Annotated in this window: 15 protein-coding genes; 7 read left to right on the forward strand and 8 right to left on the reverse strand. The window is 70.9% G+C overall.

All coding sequences use genetic code 11. The annotated features are described in order from the left end of the window. Positions 1 to 80: 80 nt before the first annotated feature. Positions 81 to 1,463 (reverse strand): glycine--tRNA ligase, encoded by a 1,383-nt coding sequence (locus ACZ4XJ_RS08920; RefSeq protein WP_362878337.1) that lies wholly within the window; start codon positions 1,461 to 1,463, stop codon positions 81 to 83. Between the two features lie 155 nt (positions 1,464 to 1,618). Between ACZ4XJ_RS08920 and ACZ4XJ_RS08925 the strand changes: the two genes are divergently transcribed. From ACZ4XJ_RS08925 to ACZ4XJ_RS08940, 4 genes are read left to right on the forward strand one after another with little or no spacing between them, the layout of a single operon-like run. Beyond that, a complete protein-coding gene (locus ACZ4XJ_RS08925) occupies positions 1,619 to 2,629 on the forward strand; it encodes a metal ABC transporter substrate-binding protein (protein WP_362878339.1) in 1,011 nt (336 codons plus the stop codon). A gap of 29 nt (positions 2,630 to 2,658) precedes the next feature. Further along, on the forward strand, positions 2,659 to 3,450 hold the full coding sequence (locus tag ACZ4XJ_RS08930; protein ID WP_362878341.1) for a metal ABC transporter ATP-binding protein: 792 nt from the start codon (positions 2,659 to 2,661) through the stop codon (positions 3,448 to 3,450). Then, on the forward strand, positions 3,450 to 4,316 hold the full coding sequence (locus ACZ4XJ_RS08935; protein ID WP_468495731.1) for a metal ABC transporter permease: 867 nt from the start codon (positions 3,450 to 3,452) through the stop codon (positions 4,314 to 4,316). Before ACZ4XJ_RS08930 ends, ACZ4XJ_RS08935 begins: the two co-directional genes overlap by 1 nt. 51 nt (positions 4,317 to 4,367) lie before the next feature. Beyond that, a complete protein-coding gene (locus ACZ4XJ_RS08940) occupies positions 4,368 to 4,796 on the forward strand; it encodes a Fur family transcriptional regulator (RefSeq protein ID WP_150519707.1) in 429 nt (142 codons plus the stop codon). Positions 4,797 to 4,827: 31 nt separating this feature from the next. On the opposite strand, the gene ACZ4XJ_RS08945 is transcribed toward ACZ4XJ_RS08940, so the two are convergent. From ACZ4XJ_RS08945 to leuA, 6 genes are all read right to left on the reverse strand, one after another. Next, complete coding sequence (locus ACZ4XJ_RS08945) at positions 4,828 to 5,358, reverse strand: hypothetical protein (RefSeq protein ID WP_468495732.1); 531 nt, start codon at positions 5,356 to 5,358, stop codon at positions 4,828 to 4,830. A 23-nt stretch (positions 5,359 to 5,381) separates the two neighbouring features. After that, positions 5,382 to 6,203 carry an isoprenyl transferase gene (locus ACZ4XJ_RS08950; protein ID WP_362878347.1) on the reverse strand — a complete coding sequence of 274 codons (822 nt, stop codon included), beginning with the start codon at positions 6,201 to 6,203 and terminating at the stop codon, positions 5,382 to 5,384. 11 nt (positions 6,204 to 6,214) lie between these two features. Further along, positions 6,215 to 6,961 (reverse strand): DNA repair protein RecO, encoded by a 747-nt coding sequence (recO, locus tag ACZ4XJ_RS08955; protein ID WP_362878349.1) that lies wholly within the window; start codon positions 6,959 to 6,961, stop codon positions 6,215 to 6,217. Positions 6,962 to 7,084: 123 nt separating this feature from the next. Continuing rightward, the gene (locus ACZ4XJ_RS08960; protein ID WP_468495733.1) at positions 7,085 to 8,632 is read right to left on the reverse strand and encodes a nucleobase:cation symporter-2 family protein; all 1,548 of its coding nucleotides are present in this window, start codon (positions 8,630 to 8,632) and stop codon (positions 7,085 to 7,087) included. Between the two features lie 615 nt (positions 8,633 to 9,247). Then, complete coding sequence (locus ACZ4XJ_RS08965; protein ID WP_384003385.1) at positions 9,248 to 9,943, reverse strand: TerB family tellurite resistance protein; 696 nt, start codon at positions 9,941 to 9,943, stop codon at positions 9,248 to 9,250. Between the two features lie 257 nt (positions 9,944 to 10,200). Next, positions 10,201 to 11,973: a 2-isopropylmalate synthase gene (leuA, locus tag ACZ4XJ_RS08970; RefSeq protein WP_468495734.1), complete on the reverse strand. Its 1,773-nt coding sequence runs from the start codon at positions 11,971 to 11,973 to the stop codon at positions 10,201 to 10,203. Positions 11,974 to 12,349: 376 nt separating this feature from the next. Here leuA and ACZ4XJ_RS08975 point away from each other — a divergent pair, with 376 nt between their 5' ends. From ACZ4XJ_RS08975 to ACZ4XJ_RS08985, 3 genes are read left to right on the forward strand one after another with little or no spacing between them, the layout of a single operon-like run. Further along, positions 12,350 to 13,435: a M4 family metallopeptidase gene (locus tag ACZ4XJ_RS08975; RefSeq protein ID WP_468495735.1), complete on the forward strand. Its 1,086-nt coding sequence runs from the start codon at positions 12,350 to 12,352 to the stop codon at positions 13,433 to 13,435. A 10-nt stretch (positions 13,436 to 13,445) separates the two neighbouring features. Continuing rightward, positions 13,446 to 13,718: a protealysin inhibitor emfourin gene (locus ACZ4XJ_RS08980; protein WP_362878359.1), complete on the forward strand. Its 273-nt coding sequence runs from the start codon at positions 13,446 to 13,448 to the stop codon at positions 13,716 to 13,718. Positions 13,719 to 13,760: 42 nt separating this feature from the next. Next, positions 13,761 to 14,567 carry a GNAT family N-acetyltransferase gene (locus ACZ4XJ_RS08985; protein ID WP_468495736.1) on the forward strand — a complete coding sequence of 269 codons (807 nt, stop codon included), beginning with the start codon at positions 13,761 to 13,763 and terminating at the stop codon, positions 14,565 to 14,567. 146 nt (positions 14,568 to 14,713) lie between these two features. Here ACZ4XJ_RS08985 and era read toward each other — a convergent pair whose 3' ends face one another. Continuing rightward, a complete protein-coding gene (era, locus tag ACZ4XJ_RS08990) occupies positions 14,714 to 15,664 on the reverse strand; it encodes a GTPase Era (protein ID WP_384003411.1) in 951 nt (316 codons plus the stop codon). Between the last annotated feature and the right edge of the window lie 539 nt (positions 15,665 to 16,203).

Here is a 16,203-nt window from a genome sequence, read left to right on the forward strand (position 1 = left end):
AACGACGGTGGCCCGGTGCGCGGATCGCGCACCGGGCCACCGGTCGTTTTCAGGCCACTTCGAAGAGGGCCCGGGGTGCTCTAGCAGCCGAGCAGACGGCTGCCGAGGTAGCTCTGGATCTGGTCCAGGGAGACGCGCTCCTGCTTCATGGTGTCGCGCTCGCGCACGGTCACCGCGTTGTCGTCCAGGGTGTCGAAGTCGACGGTGACGCAGAACGGCGTACCGATCTCGTCCTGGCGGCGGTAGCGGCGGCCGATCGCGCCCGCGTCGTCGAACTCGATGTTCCAGAACTTGCGCAGGTCGGCGGCGAGGCCCTTGGCCTTCGGCGTCAGCTGCGCGTTGCGGGACAGCGGCAGGACGGCGACCTTGACCGGGGCCAGGCGCGGGTCGAAGCGCATCACGGTGCGCTTCTCCATGACGCCCTTGGCGTTCGGGGCCTCGTCCTCGTTGAAGGCGTCGAGCATGAAGGCGAGCATCGCGCGGTTCACACCGGCCGCCGGCTCGATGACGTACGGGGTGTACTTCTCCTTCGACTCCTGGTCGAAGTACACGAGGTCCTGGCCGGAGGCGGCGGAGTGGGCCTTCAGGTCGAAGTCGGTGCGGTTGGCCACGCCTTCGAGCTCGGAGAACTCGTTGCCACCGAAGTTGAAGCGGTACTCGATGTCAGCGGTGCGCTTCGAGTAGTGGGACAGCTTCTCCTTCGGGTGGTCGTACCAGCGGATGTTCTCCTCGCGGATGCCGAGGTCGCGGTACCAGTTCCACCGCTCCTGCATCCAGTACTCCTGCCACTGCTCGTCCTCGCCCGGCTTGACGAAGAACTCCATCTCCATCTGCTCGAACTCGCGCGTGCGGAAGATGAAGTTGCCGGGCGTGATCTCGTTGCGGAAGGACTTGCCCATCTGCGCGATGCCGAACGGGGGCTTCTTGCGCGAAGTGGTCTGCACCTGGGCGAAGTTGGTGAAGATGCCCTGGGCGGTCTCGGGCCGCAGGTACGCCTTGGAACCGGTGTCCTGGGTCGGGCCGAGGTGGGTCTCCAGCATGCCGGAGAACTGCTTCGGCTCGGTGAACTGGCCCTTCACACCGCAGTTGGGGCAGTTGATATCGGCAAGACCATTGGCGGGCACGCGGCCGTGCTTGGCCTCGTACGCCTCTTCAAGGTGGTCCGCGCGGTGACGCTTGTGACAGGAGGTGCACTCGGTCAGCGGGTCCGAGAAGGTGCCCACGTGACCCGAGGCCACCCAGACCTCGGGGGCCAGGATCACGGAGGAGTCGATACCGACGATGTCCTCACGTCCGGTGACCATGGCCTTCCACCACTGACGCTTGATGTTCTCCTTGAGCTCGACACCGAGCGGGCCGTAGTCCCAGGCGGCCTTGGAGCCGCCGTAGATCTCACTGCACGGGAAAACGAAGCCACGGCGCTTGCTCAGGCTGACGATGGTTTCGATCTTGTCGGCGGCCACGGTGCTCTCTTCATTACGAGGACGAACGGCGAAGGCCTTAGGTTACCGGCGCCCACACCCCCCTCTTCAAATCGGGATCCCCTTCCACGCCCACCGCCCGGGCTCCCCACCTGGGTTTTTGACAATCGTTTCCATCTTTGATGAAAATGGATGTCATGAACGTACGACGCCTCATACCCAGCGCCGCCCTCGCCGGTGCCGTCGCCCTCGCGGCCACGGCCCTCACCGCGTGCTCCGGAGCCGCCGACGCGGCCGGGAACAAGGACGGCAAGGTCAGCGTGCTGGCGTCGTTCTACCCGATGCAGTTCATAGCCGAGGAGATCGGCCGGGACCACGTGAAGGTCGAGACCCTGACCAAGCCGGGCGTCGAACCGCACGACCTGGAGATCACGCCGAAGCAGACCGCGCAGCTGGCCGAGGCCGACGTGGTCCTCTACCTGCGGACCCTCCAGCCCGCCGTCGACAAGGCCGTCGGACAGGCCGTCGCCCACTCCGGCCTGGAGCACGCCGTCGACGCCACCGCCCTCACCAAGCTGGAGGCGCACGACAAGCCGGGCCACGGCGAGCAGGGCCACCAGCACACCGACGGCGACGAGCACGCCGGCGGCCACTCCGAGGGCGACGGCCACGACCACGGCGAGGCCGGCGAGGACCCGCACGTCTGGCTCGACCCCACCAAGTACGCGGAGATCGCGACCGGTTTCGGCGCCGCCCTGGAGAAGGCCGACCCCGCCCACGCCGCGGACTACCGCAAGAGCACCTCCGAGCTCGTCGCCAAACTGCAGGCCCTGGACACGGAGTTCGAGGACGGCCTGAAGAACACGGCCACCAAGACGTTCATCACCACCCACTCCGCCTTCGGATACCTCGCCGAGCGCTACGGGCTCGACCAGGAGGGCATCTCCGGCGTCGACCCCGAGGCCGAGCCCAGCCCGGCCCGCATGAAGGACCTCCAGGCCCTGGCCAAGAAGGACAACGTCACGACGGTGTTCTTCGAGGCGCTGGCCAGCGACAAGACGGCCAAGACCCTCGCCAAGGACACCGGGCTGACCACCGATGTCCTGGACCCGCTGGAGGGAATCACCGACAAGTCCCAGGGCGCTGACTACTTCGAGGTCATGCGGTCCAACCTGAAGAACCTCCAGAAGGCACTCGGAGCCAAGTAATGACACCAGCAGTCACGGAGGTGCGAGCCATGCAGTCCACGCCCCGCACGGCGGACGACCAGCCCGTCATATCCCTGCGCGGGGCCACGGCCTCGCTCGGCTCGCGCCCCGTACTGCGCGGCGTCGACCTCACCGTCCACCGCGGCGAGGTCGTCGCGCTCCTCGGCGCCAACGGCTCCGGCAAGTCCACGGCCGTGCGCGCCGTGGTCGGTCAGGTCCCGCTGAGCGACGGCACGCTGTCCCTCTTCGGCACCGAGTTCCCGCGCTTTCGGCAGTGGTCGCGGATCGGCTACGTCCCGCAGCGCACCACCGCCGCCAGCGGCGTCCCGGCCACCGTCCGCGAGGTCGTCTCCTCCGGCCGGCTGGCCCGCTCCCGCTTCGGAATGCTGCGCCGGGCCGACAAGGACGCCGTGACCCGCGCCCTGGCCCTCGTCGACATGGAGCCGTACGCCGACGCCTCGGTGAACGCCCTCTCCGGCGGCCAGCACCAGCGCGTGCTCATCGCCCGGGCCCTCGCCGTCGAGCCCGAGCTGCTGATCATGGACGAGCCGATGGCGGGCGTCGACCTCGCCAACCAGGAGGTCCTCGCGAACGCGCTGCGCGAGCAGGTCTCCGCCGGCACCACCGTCCTGCTGGTCCTGCACGAACTGGGTCCGCTGGAGCCGCTGATCGGCCGGGCCGTCGTGCTGCGCGACGGCTGCGTCGTCCACGACGGCCCGCCGCCGGAGGCCGTCGGTCAGCACGCCCTGCCCGGCCACGACCACGTACACCCCCACGCGGCGCACGACGCCGAGCCCCTGCGGACGGGACTGCTGAGCTGATGGACCTCCTGAACTACGCCTTCATGCAGCGGGCGCTGCTCGCGGCCGTCCTGGTGGGCCTGACCGCGCCCGCGATCGGCACGTACCTCGTCCAGCGGCGGCAGGCCGTCATGGGCGACGGCATCGGGCACGTGGCGATGACCGGCGTCGCGCTCGGCTTCCTGCTCAACACGAACCCGGTGTGGATGGCCGGCATCGTCGCCGTCGTCGGCGCGGTCGGCATGGAGCTGATCCGCTCCCGCGGGAAGACCAGCGGCGACATCGCGCTCGCGATGCTCTTCTACGGCGGCCTGGCCGGCGGCGTCATGATCATCAACGTGGCCGGCGGGTCCACCGCCAGCCTGAGCAGCTACCTCTTCGGTGGCATCACCTCCGTCGCGCCGGAGGACGTCACCGCCGCGGCCGTCCTCGCCGTCTGCGTGCTGGCCGTCACCGTCGGACTGCGCCGCCAGCTGTTCGCGATCAGTCAGGACGAGGAGTTCGCGCGGGTCACCGGGCTGCCGGTGCGGGCGCTGAACCTCCTGCTGGCCGTCACGGCCGCGCTCACCGTCACCGTCGCGATGCGGATCGTGGGCCTGCTGCTGGTCAGCGCCATGATGGTGATCCCCGTCGCCGCCGCCCAGCGGGTCACCCGCGGGTTCACCGCGACCCTGACGCTGGCCATGGCCATCGGCGTCGTGGTCTCGCTGACCGGCGTGACCACGACGTACTACCTCGACGCCCCCTCCGGCGCGGCGATCGTGCTGCTCGCCATCGCCGTCTTCGTCGTCATGACGGCGGTTTCCGCGCCGCTGGCCAGGCGTCGGGCGAAGGCGGCCCGTGCGGCCGGGGAAGAGGTCTGCTCGCGCGACGACGTCAAGGTCTAGGGCGGTCGGCCGCCTGGCACAATGGCGGCAGGCCGAAACGAGGAGGAACCGGTGGCGACTGCGCCTGGCGAGACGAATACCGCGCCAGTACGAGGACGGTCCACCCGGCAGCGGGCCGCCGTCGCGGCGGCGCTGGACGAGGTGGACGAGTTCCGCAGCGCCCAGGAGCTGCACGACATGCTCAAGCACCGCGGTGACTCCGTGGGCCTGACCACCGTCTACCGCACGCTCCAGTCCCTCGCCGACGCGGGCGAGGTCGACGTCCTGCGGACCAGCGACGGCGAGTCGGTGTACCGGCGCTGCTCCACCGGCGATCACCACCACCACCTGGTCTGCCGCAAGTGCGGCAAGGCCGTGGAGGTGGAGGGCCCGGCCGTGGAGAAGTGGGCCGAGTCCATCGCCGCCGAACACGGCTACGTCAACGTGGCCCACACCGTCGAGATCTTCGGCACCTGCGCGGACTGCGCCGCCGCCGGCTGAGCCGACGCGGCCGCCCGGTCGGAGGGCCGGGCTAGCCGGCCCGGCCGATCCGGGGCAGGTTCCGGTCGAAGATCGATCGGATCCGGTCGATGTCCCGCGGGCCCGCCGCCGCCCGCTTGGGCAGCCAGCCGACGTCCCCCGTCGTGAAGACCACCACGAACAGGTGTCGGGTCTCGCCCCAGCCGCCGTACTGCGTCCACGGGTGGTCGACCATCGTCCCGTCCGGACGCTGGTTGGACATCCCCGACTCCGAGACCACGCAGTGGTACGCCGGGTACTCCGCGGCCCAGGCGTACCAGCGGCGGCAGCGCAGCGCCAAGTCGGTCAGGCACCACAGCAGGCCCATGAACAGACCCGCCGCGACGGCGACGACCGGATGGGGCACGCTGCCCCCGTTGGTGATCCATACCAACGCCACGACGAGCACCGGCACCGAGAGCAGCCGTGACGGCAGCCCCCGCCGGTCCTGGGGGCGCTCGCGCAGGCACCAGCGTTGGACCTGGCGCACGTCGGAGCGCGCCGTGCCGTAGTACAGCCCCACCGCCTGATCAGTCATGTTCATGGCGGCAGAGCGTACCGGTGGGGTCAGCCCGTCGGACCCTCGGCCTGGTTCGGGACGGCTCCGCCGAAACGGCGGTCGCGCTGGGCGTACTCCAGGCACGCCGCCCACAGGTTGCGGCGGTCGAAGTCCGGCCACAGCACGTCCTGGAAGACCATCTCGGCGTACGCGCTCTGCCAGAGCAGGTAGTTCGAGGTGCGCTGCTCGCCGCTCGGGCGCAGGAAGAGGTCCACGTCCGGCATGTCCGGGTAGTACATGTACTTCGCGAAGGTCTTCTCGTTGACCTTCGACGGGTCGAGCCGGCCGGACGCGACGTCGCGGGCGATGGCCTGCGCGGCGTCGGCGATCTCGGCTCGACCGCCGTAGTTGACGCAGAAGTACAAGGTCATCGCGTCGTTGTCGACGGTCTGCTCCTGGGCGACCTGGAGCTCCTGGACGACCGACTTCCACATCTTCGGCATGCGACCGACCCAGCGGATGCGGATGCCGAGCTCGTTCATCTCGTCGCGGCGGCGGCGGATCACGTCGCGGTTGAAGTTCATCAGGAAGCGGACCTCGTCGGGCGAGCGCTTCCAGTTCTCCGTCGAGAAGGCGTACAGGGACAGGTTCTTGACGCCCATCTCCAGGCAGCCCTTGAGCACGTCGAGCACGACGCCCTCGCCGACCTTGTGGCCCTCGGTGCGCGGGAGCCCGCGGTCCTTGGCCCAGCGGCCGTTGCCGTCCATGACGATGGCCACGTGGTTCGGGACCAGCTCGCCGGGGATCTTCGGGGGGCGCGCACCGGACGGGTGCGGCTCGGGAACCTTGTACTCGCGGCGAGAGCGTCCCAGAATCCCGCGTCGTGCCATGTGCCCAGCTCCTATTTCTCGACGTATCGCAGGGAGCGTAGCCCGCGCTCCAGATGCCAGTGCAAATAGGCCGAGACCAGCCCGCTGCCCTCCCGCACGTGACGCGCCTCGCAGGCGTCCGCGTGACGCCAGTCGCCCGTCAGCAGGGCGCTGAGCAGTGCGATGGCCTCCGACGAGGGTACGACGGAGCCGGGGACGCGGCAGTCCCCGCATATCACCCCGCCCGCGGCGACGGAGAAGTGCCGGTTGGGGCCGTGGATGCCGCACTTGGCGCAGTCGTCGAAGCTGGGCGCGTAGCCGTTGACGGCGAGGGAGCGCAGCAGGAAGGCGTCGAGGATCAGGTGCGGTTCGTGTTCGCCGCGGGAGAGGGTGCGCAGGGCTCCGACGAGCAGCAGGTACTGCTGTACGGCCGGCTCGCCCTCGTTCTCGGCGAAGCGTTCGGCGGTCTCCAGCATCGCGGTGCCGGCGGTGTAGCGGGCGTAGTCGGTGACGATGCCGTTGCCGTAGGGGGCGATGATCTCGGTCTGGGTGCACAGCGGCAGGCTGCGGCCGATGAGGTCGGCGCCGCGGGCGAAGAACTGGACGTCGGCGTGGGAGAAAGGTTCCAGCCGGGCGCCGAACTTGGACTTGGTGCGCCGTACGCCGCGGGCGACGGCCCGGACGCGGCCGTGGCCGCGGGTGAGCAGCGTGATGATGCGGTCCGCCTCACCCAGCTTCTGGGTGCGCAGCACGATGCCGTCGTCGCGGAACAGGCTCATGCGCCCATTGTCCCCCGCCCGGGGACCCGTACGGGAACGCCTGCGCGGACGGCGCGGACCCCTCGTCCGGACGAGGGGTCCGGGCGAGGGGTCCGGGCGAGGGGTCGGCACCCCTTGGGAGGGTCAGCCGGCGGGGGTGCCCGCCCCGTCGGCCCGCTCGCCGGCGGCCGGGGCCTTCTCGGTGGACACCGGGGCCTTCTCGGTGGTGGTCGGGGCCTTCTCGGTGGACACCGGGGTCGGGGCCTTCTCGGCGTCCGCCGGGGCCGCCGCCGCCTGGACGGGCAGTCCGACCGGGGCGAGCGGGGCGGGCTCCTCGTCCTTGGCCAGGCCGTTGAAGAGCAGGTTGAGGACGATGGCGGCCGTGGCCCCGAGGGTGACGCCGCTGTTGAGGAGCGAGGACAGGTCCGGGTCCATGTGCTGGGTGAAGAAGACCGGGACGGTGGCGGGGAGCAGGGCGAAGGCGAGGGAGACGCCGACGATCAGGGCGTTCTTCTCCGCCTTGAGGTCGACCTTGCCGAGGGTCTGGATGCCTGCGAGGGCGACCATGCCGAACATCACGGTCGCGGCGCCGCCGAGGACCCCGTGCGGGACGGCGGCGACGATGGCCGCGGCCTTCGGCAGCAGACCCAGAATGATCATGAAGACACCGGCGGCGACGACCACGAACCGGCTCTTGACCTTCGTCATCCGCACGAGGCCGACGTTCTCGGCGAAGGCCACGTACGGGAAGGAGTTGAGGACGCCGCCCAGCGCGGTCGCGGCGCCGTCGGCGCGCAGGGCGCGGGCCACGGTCTCGCTGTCGATGTCCTTCTCGACGATCTCGCCGACGGCGTAGGTGTCACCGGTCGTCTCGACCATGGTGATCAGCATGACGATGAGCATCAGGACGATCGGGAACCACTCGAACTTCGGGGCGCCGAAGTGGAAGGGGGTGGTGACGCCGATCCAGCCGGAGTTGCCGACGTCGCCGAACTTCGCGTCGCCGAGCAGGAAGGCGACCGCGGTGCCGCCGACCAGGCCGAGGAGGATGGAGATGCTGGAGAGGAACGGCTTGCCGATCTTCATCAGGATCAGGATGCCGAGCATGGTGCCGCCGGCGTAGGCGAAGTTCTTCGGGTCGCCGAAGTCGGGGCTGCCGAGGCCGCCGGCCGCGTCGTTGAGGCCGACCGGGATCAGGACGATGCCGAGGACGGTGATGACGGTGCCGGTGACGACCGGCGGGAACAGCCTCATGACCGTACGGAAGGCCCTGGCGGGCAGCCAGGCGAAGGCGAAGGTCGCCATGCCGGCGGTGATCACCGCGCCGTAGATGACCAGCAGCGCGGCGGTCCCGCCGCCCGCGCCGAGGCCGATGGCGATCATCGGGGAGACGGCCGTGAAGGTGACGCCCTGGATCAGCGGGAGGCGCGCGCCGACCCGGCCGATGCCCCAGGCCTGGATGATCGAGGCGATGCCGCAGGTGAACAGGTCGGCGTTGATCAGGTAGACGAGCTGTTCAGGGCTCAGCTTCAGCGCGTTGCCGACGATGATCGGGACGATCACCGCGCCGGCGTAGAAGGCGAGTACGTGTTGGAAGCCGTACAGCGCGAGCTTGGGGAGGGGGAGCACCTCGTCGACCGGGTGCGTGCTCTGCTCTCCGTTGGGGGAAAGCCGGGCGGCGACACGTGCCATCTCTGCCTTGCCCTTTCATGGGGTAGGTGACGAGAGGAGATTGATCGCCCCGGCCGGAGTGGGTCGTCAACCCGTTGATCCGTCGGGGCCGTCGGTGAGAACACGTGAATCGAAGCCCCGCTGTGTTTCCGGCGGCGTCTCGTCGTGTGACCGGAATTGAACGCCTGTGGGAGGGCTCACAGATATCGTCGACTTCTACAAATTGTGGAAGTTCCGGCGGGCGCGATCTGTAGGTTCCGCCAGTGGCGCGGATCTCTGCGCGGGCGTATGCTCCGGGGTCGCCGAACCACCCGCTCCGACCGCCCGCATCGACGGCGGCTACCTGCCCTGACCTGCGCGGACATGGCCGTGCGGGCCGTGGACGGGCCCCGTCCGAACCCCTGTTTCCGACCGTCCGAGGGATGGACGGTCCGGGGTGGAGGCGGACCCTCCACCCCTGCGCGAGGCCGCCCGGGGAGGCCGGTTCACGCCCTGTGAGGCCGGATCGTTACGCCCCGGGGGGCTCGTTTCGGACGTTCACGTCACGCTCCGGGGCCGCCCGCGCACGCGGCCGGGCCCGGCGGGTGGCCCGCCGGGCCCGGAGACCGTATGCGACGCGTCCCGCTCGGGCGGGCGCTACGGAGCGCGCACCGCCGACAGCAGCCGCGCGACCTCGTCCGCTTCCATGCGCAGGGCCGCGCCCACGGTGGCCAGCACCTCGCGCTCGGCCGGGATGTACGGCCCGTCCGCAAGGGCGATCCGCGCGCCCTGGAGCAGGATCGACTCCCGGCCCGGACCGGCCAGGTGCGGGGCCAGGGGCTCCAACGCCTCGTGGAGCTCTATCGACAGCGCGGCCCCGCAGCACTCGGGGCCGTCGTACAGCCCCAGTCGGCCCTCGTCGGTGGCCAGCGCCTCCACGAGGGCCTCCAGCTGCTCCTCGGTGCAGTCCTGGAACCCGGCGGCCCGTACGGCCGACACGGCGGCCTCCAGGGCGCTGCGGGAGCCGGCGCCGCCGGCGGCGAGGACGGCGAGCGTGACGGTGTGCACGGCGTCGCGGAGCAGGGCCGAGAAGCGGGTGGTGGTGAGGTGGTCGAGGACCTCGGTGTCGTAGCGCTCCCGGCAGGCGTGGCATTCGACGACGGGCCCGGCCTGGCCCCGCGGCAGCAGCGGGACGCCGAGCACGGTGAACCGGCGCCGCCCGGTGCGTCGTCGGTAATTGCGGTCACCGCCGCAACCGGGGCAGAAGAACTCCCCGTCGCCCACGGTGCTCCAGGTGGTACGGATGCCCCAGGCCGTCAGCTTCCGGCCGTCCCCACCCCGAACTGGCAGCACGTCGCACCTCCGTAACCTTCCGGCAACATCGCCGGGTTGGCGTGATGTTAGCCACATCGGTGAGGATGCGTCAGCCGTGTGACAGGACAACCTCGCGCAGGGGGGCGTACTTGGCCGATCTGCGCCCCTCCCGAACCGGGCGCGGCGGGCGGTGTCCGGCCGGTGAACGGCGGCCGGCCGGCCCGTGCGGGCCCCGCGAACGCCGGAGCCCCGTCCCCGCCCGGACGGGCGAAGGGACGGGGCTCCGGCGGGGTGGGTCAGCGACCCGCGCGGTTGACGGCGGAGATGACCGCCTTCAGGGAGGCGCGGGTGGTGTTCGCATCGATGCCGATGCCCCACAGGACGCGGCCGTCGATCGCGCACTCGATGTACGAGGCGGCCACGGCGGAGGCGCCCTCACTCATCGTGTGCTCGGTGTAGTCCAGCAGGCGGGCGTCGATCCCGATGCCGGCCAGCGCGTCGAAGAAGGCCGAGATCGGACCGTTGCCGGTGCCGTTCAGTACGGCCTCGACGCCGTCCACGACGGCCTCGACGGTCAGCGTGTCCGTGCCGTCCTTGTCGGTGGCGGTCGAACCGGAGCGCAGCTGGATGCGACCCCAACGCGACCCGGCGCTTTCGGGGTTGGGCAGGTACTCGTCCGAGAAGATGTCCCAGATGGCCTTCGGGGTGACCTCGCCGCCCTCGGCGTCGGTCTTGGCCTGGATGATCCGGGAGAACTCGATCTGCATGCGGCGCGGCAGGTCCAGCTTGTGGTCGTTCTTCAGGACGTACGCGATGCCGCCCTTGCCGGACTGCGAGTTGACGCGGATGACGGCCTCGTAGGAGCGGCCGACGTCCTTGGGGTCGATGGGCAGGTACGGGACCGCCCACTCCAGGTCGTCGACGGTCTTGCCGGCCGCGGCCGCGTCGGCCTCCATCGCGTCGAAGCCCTTCTTGATGGCGTCCTGGTGGGAGCCGGAGAAGGCCGTGTAGACCAGATCGCCCGCGTAGGGGTGGCGCGGGTGCACTTCCATCTGATTGCAGTACTCGCTCGTGCGACGGATCTCGTCGATCTGCGAGAAGTCGATCTGCGGGTCGATGCCCTGCGAGAACAGGTTCATGCCCAGCGTGATCAGGTCGACGTTGCCGGTGCGCTCGCCCTGCCCGAACAGACAGCCCTCGACGCGGTCGGCGCCGGCCATCAGGGCCAGCTCGGCGGCGGCGACGGCGGTGCCGCGGTCGTTGTGCGGGTGGACGGAGATGCAGACGTGCTCGCGGCGGGTCAGGTTGCGGGCCATCCACTCGAAGCGGTCCGCGTGCGTGGAGGGCGTCGAACGCTCCACGGTGGCGGGCAGGTTCAGGATGATCTCGCGGCCCTCGGCCGGTTGCCAGACGTCGCAGACGGCCTCGCAGACGTCCAGCGCGAAGTCCAGCTCGGTGTCGGTGAAGATCTCCGGGCTGTACTGGTAGCCGAAGACCGTCTCGGGGCCCAGCAGCTTCTCGGCGTACTCCATGACCAGGCGCGTGCCGTCGACGGCGATCTGCTTGATCTGTTCCTTGGAGCCGCGGAAGACGACCCGGCGGAAGGTCGGGGCGGTCGCGTTGTACAGGTGGACGGTGGCGCGGCGGGCGCCGACCAGGGACTCCACGGTCCGCTCGATCAGGTCCTCGCGGGCCTGGGTCAGTACGGAGATGGTGACGTCGTCCGGGATCGCGCCCTCTTCGATGATCGAACGCACGAAGGCGAAGTCGGTGTCGCCGGAGGAGGGGAACCCGACCTCGATCTCCTTGTAGCCCATGCGCACCAGCAGGTCGAACATCTCGCGCTTGCGGGCGGGGGTCATCGGGTCGATCAGCGACTGGTTGCCGTCGCGCAGGTCGGTGGACAGCCAGCGCGGGGCCTTGGTGACGCGGGCGTTCGGCCAGGTGCGGTCCGGGATCTCGACCTGCTCGTAGAAGCCGTACTTGTGGATCGGCATGCCGGAGGGCTTCTGGGTGTGGGTCGCGTTCGTGATGGGCGTGGGGCGACCGACAAAAGGCTGCTGGCTCATGGCGTTGGGCTCCTCGCGTGTCCGCGTGTAGTTCGCTGGGACGGCCGACGGGCGGTCGTGAAAACCGCAACACCAAACTCCGCGGGGAGGGGGCCGGCCTACGACTACAGACCCTCGCCGCGGCAGCTAAGGAGAAGCAGCCCGAAACGCATGATGGACCGAGCCTATCCGAGCCGCGCCGTATCGCGAGGACCTGTTCAGTATGCAAGACCCGAGGGTCCGATTTGTACCCTTCATGAGGTATTTCTCTTATTTGGTGGTGTCCGCGGTCCGATGTCCGGGCGATCCGTCAACGCGGCGCGGCCGCTTTCAGACAAGAGAATGAATCATGGTTGCAGCTAGTGACAGAGCCATTACGGACTGCCACATTGCGGTCATGAGCGCCCCCCTTTCCCCAGGCCACACCCGCCACCACCCCGTCTTCTGCACCGTGGTGCCCCCGCACCTGCTCGACAAGGCCGCCCGCTCGGCCGACGCCGCCCGCGCCGACGCCGCCCAGCGCACCCTGGAGCAGGACGCCTTCCTGCGGACCCGGCGGCGCATCAGCACCGTCCGGGGCATCGTCCCCACCGCGGCCGCACCCGGTAGCGACACACCCCGGCGGACCGTCTACGACGCCGGGCACCGCACCCGGCTGCCCGGGACCATGGTCCGCGGCGAGGGCGACGAGCCGGGCCGCGACGCCACCGTGAACCGGGCCTACGCCGGCCTCGGGGCGACGTTCGACCTCTTCCTCCAGGGCTTCGGCCGTCGCTCCATCGACGATGGCGGGCTCCCGCTCGACGCGACCGTGCACTACGGCGAGGACTACAACAACGCGTTCTGGGACGGCCGGCAGATGGTCTTCGGCGACGGGGACGGCGACCTGTTCCTCGACTTCACCGTCGCCGTGGACGTCATCGGACACGAGTTGGCCCACGGCGTCACCCAGTACACGGCCAACCTCGACTACCACGGCCAGTCGGGCGCCCTCAACGAGTCCATGTCGGACGTCTTCGGCTCCCTGATCAAGCAGTACACCCTCGGCCAGAACGCCGACGAGGCCGACTGGCTGATCGGCGCCGGCCTGCTCGGCCCGAACGTCACCGGCGTCGCCCTGCGGTCGATGCGGGCGCCGGGGACCGCGTACGACGACGACGAGCTCGGCAAGGACCCGCAGCCGGCGACGATGGACGACTACGTGGTCACCTCGCGCGACAACGGGGGCGTCCACATCAACTCCGGCATCCCCAACCACGCCTTCTGCATCGCGGCGACGGAACTGGGCGGCCGGGCCTGGGAGCGGGCCGGACAGATCTGGTACGACACCCTGACCGGCGGGGAGCTCACGGAGCGGGCCGACTTCGCCGACTTCGCCCGGCTGTCGGTGGCGGCGGCGGTCACCCGCTTCGGGGACGGCGGCGCCGAACACCGGGCGCTGCAGAAGGCCTGGGCGACGGTAGGCGTCCCGGCGGCGGGGTAGGACGCTCCCCATGCGCATCCAGGTGGTCAGGACGGGCGGTTTCGCGGGCATCGAGCGCCGGGCCGAGGTGGACACCTCGGGCCGGTCCGACGAGGACGAGTGGCGGGCGCTGGCCCTGCTCGCCCTGCGGCCCGACCCGGCGGGCCCGCAGGACGCGAGGGGCGTCCGGGACGGGTTCTCGTACCGGATCACGGTGGACGGGCGGACGGTGTCCTGCCAGGACCCCCACCTCTCCGAGGCCCAGCGGAACCTGGTCTCGCGGGTGCTGAAGGAGGGCGCCTGAAACCCGGATGCCCGGTCCGGCCCCGTGCGCTTGGATGTCCGGATGACCGACATGATCCTGACAGCGCTGGAGCGGTACTACGACGGCGTCCCCCGCCGGGGCGGGGCCCGCGGCGAGGACTTCGGACCGCTGACCCTCTTCGTACAGGAGGGTGACGGCTGGCAGTACTACGCGCGCCCCGCGCCCGGCGCCCCGGACGCCACCGCGGCGGACGTGGAGCGGGTACGGGAGCGACAGCGGGAACTGAAGGTGCCCGAGGCCTTCGAATGGGTGGCCGAAAACAGCCCCGCCCTGCGGGCCGCGGTGGAGGCGGCGGGCCTGCACGTCCACGCGCACCCCCTCATGGTCCTGGAGGCCGACGCGACGCCTCCCCCGCCGCATCCGGACGTACGGGTCCTCGGCGCGGACGACCCGTTGCTCGCGGCGGCGGTGACGGTGCCCGCGCTGGCCTTCTCCGCACCCGGCACCGCGCTCGGCGAAGCCGGCCCCGCCGAACTGGCCGGCGCGCTGGCGGATCCGGGCGTGGAACAGCGCCGCGCCTTCGTCGCGCAACTGCTCGCGTCGGGCCGCACGGGGATGGCGGCGGCCGTCCGGGACGGCGTGGTGCTGTGCTCGGGCCAGTTCAACCCGGTCGGGGACGTCGCCGAGATCGTGGGGGTGGGCACCCTGCCCGCCGTCCGTCGGCAGGGCCTGGCCCTCGGGGTGACGGCGGCGCTGGTGGCGCAGGCCCGCGAGCGCGGCGCGGGGACGGTGTTCCTGTCGGCCGGCGACGAGGACGTGGCCCGGATCTACGGCCGCGCCGGGTTCCGCCGGGTGGGCACGGCCATGATCGCGGAACCCCCGGCGTAACGCGGGGCGTAAGGCGGGGCGGGCCGGCGAGGACGGGAAGCGGGCCGGTACGCGAACGGGTCCGGACCCGGCCCGAAGGCGGGTCCGGACCCGGACGGCGGACGACGCGTCGCCGCGGACCGCGCGGCGGCAGCGGCGCCGGGGGGTCAGAAGCCGAGCTTGCGCAGCTGCTTGGGGTCGCGCTGCCAGTCCTTGGCGACCTTCACGTGCAGGTCCAGGAAGACCGGCGTGCCGAGCAGCGCCTCGATGTGCTTGCGCGACTTCATGCCGACCTCCTTCAGGCGCGAGCCCTTCGGGCCGATGATGATGCCCTTCTGGCTCGGACGCTCGATGTAGACGTTGGCGTGGATGTCGAGCAGCGGACGGTCCGCCGGGCGGTTCTCCCGGGGGATCATCTCCTCGACCACGACGGCGATGGAGTGCGGCAGCTCGTCGCGCACGCCTTCCAGCGCGGCCTCGCGGATGAGCTCGGCGACCATCACCATCTCGGGCTCGTCGGTGAGGTCGCCCTCCGGGTACAGCGGCGGGCTCTCCGGCAGCAGCGGCGCGATCAGGTCGGCCAGCAGCTGGACCTGGCTGTCGCCGACGGCGGAGACGGGCACGATCTCGGCCCACTCGAAACCGAGCTCGGCGGCGAGCTGGTGCACGGCGAGGAGCTGTTCCGCCAGCGCCTTGGACTCGACCAGGTCGGTCTTGGTGATGATGGCGATCTTGGGGGTCTTCTTGATCCCCGCGAGCTCCTTGACGATGAACTTGTCGCCGGGGCCGAGCTTCTGGTCGGCGGGCAGGCAGAAGCCGATGACGTCGACCTCGGACCAGGTGGCCCTCACGACGTCGTTCAGGCGCTCGCCGAGCAGGGTGCGCGGCTTGTGCAGGCCCGGTGTGTCGACCAGGACGAGCTGCGCGTCGGGGCGGTGCACGATGCCGCGGACGGTGTGGCGCGTGGTCTGCGGCCGGTTGGAGGTGATCGCGACCTTGGTGCCCACGAGCGCGTTGGTCAGGGTCGACTTGCCCGCGTTGGGGCGGCCGACGAAGCATGCGAAGCCCGCGCGGTGCGGGGCGGTGGGCTCGGGGGAACGATCGCTCATACGGGCCATTCTCCCCGATGCGGCTCCCAGCGCCGACCAGGCCACCGCCACGAGGGCCGAAGCGAGGGTCAGGGCGACCGTCAGCCGGGGGTGCGCGGCGTGGTCGGCGGCGCCCCGGGCGCTCGCTCCCCCGCCCTCGGCGCGCACCGTCAGGCGACTCCACTCCAGGTCGGGCGGGTCGTCCCAGCGGGCGGTGAGGGTGACCCGCGTCCCGGGGAGCAGTTCGGCCGGCAGGGCGGTGAGCTCGCGCCGCAGCAGGTTCCGACCGAGGAAACCGGAGGCGGTGAGGGTGGCTCGGGGGCGCAACGTCACGTTGCCGAGGTTGTGCAGGGTGTACGTGACCACCGCGCCGGAGCCGCCGCCCGTGACCCGGACGTCCTGGACGGCGAGGGCGGGGGCGGTGGGTCCCGTCACCCTCAGGTAGAGGCGGGCGGCGACGGCCTGCCGGACGCCGATCCCGCCGCCGGCGGGGGTGGCGGGCCCGTCCTCGACGGCGACCACGGCGCCGGGGTGGTCCCCCGGCTCGGCCCGGTCGGGTACGGCGACGG

Source organism: Streptomyces sp. NPDC029836, from assembly GCF_055574495.1.

Coding starts and splice junctions, on each gene's coding strand:
- ACZ4XJ_RS08935 (WP_468495731.1), top strand. CDS start 3,450: ATGGACCTCCTGAACTACGCCTTCATGCAGCGGGCGCTGCTCGCGGCC.
- leuA (WP_468495734.1), bottom strand. CDS start 11,973: ATGAGCCAGCAGCCTTTTGTCGGTCGCCCCACGCCCATCACGAACGCG.
- ACZ4XJ_RS08960 (WP_468495733.1), bottom strand. CDS start 8,632: ATGGCACGTGTCGCCGCCCGGCTTTCCCCCAACGGAGAGCAGAGCACG.
- recO (WP_362878349.1), bottom strand. CDS start 6,961: ATGAGCCTGTTCCGCGACGACGGCATCGTGCTGCGCACCCAGAAGCTG.
- ACZ4XJ_RS08950 (WP_362878347.1), bottom strand. CDS start 6,203: ATGGCACGACGCGGGATTCTGGGACGCTCTCGCCGCGAGTACAAGGTT.
- ACZ4XJ_RS08985 (WP_468495736.1), top strand. CDS start 13,761: ATGACCGACATGATCCTGACAGCGCTGGAGCGGTACTACGACGGCGTC.
- ACZ4XJ_RS08925 (WP_362878339.1), top strand. CDS start 1,619: ATGAACGTACGACGCCTCATACCCAGCGCCGCCCTCGCCGGTGCCGTC.
- era (WP_384003411.1), bottom strand. CDS start 15,664: ATGGCCCGTATGAGCGATCGTTCCCCCGAGCCCACCGCCCCGCACCGC.
- ACZ4XJ_RS08930 (WP_362878341.1), top strand. CDS start 2,659: ATGCAGTCCACGCCCCGCACGGCGGACGACCAGCCCGTCATATCCCTG.
- ACZ4XJ_RS08945 (WP_468495732.1), bottom strand. CDS start 5,358: ATGAACATGACTGATCAGGCGGTGGGGCTGTACTACGGCACGGCGCGC.
- ACZ4XJ_RS08975 (WP_468495735.1), top strand. CDS start 12,350: ATGAGCGCCCCCCTTTCCCCAGGCCACACCCGCCACCACCCCGTCTTC.
- ACZ4XJ_RS08980 (WP_362878359.1), top strand. CDS start 13,446: ATGCGCATCCAGGTGGTCAGGACGGGCGGTTTCGCGGGCATCGAGCGC.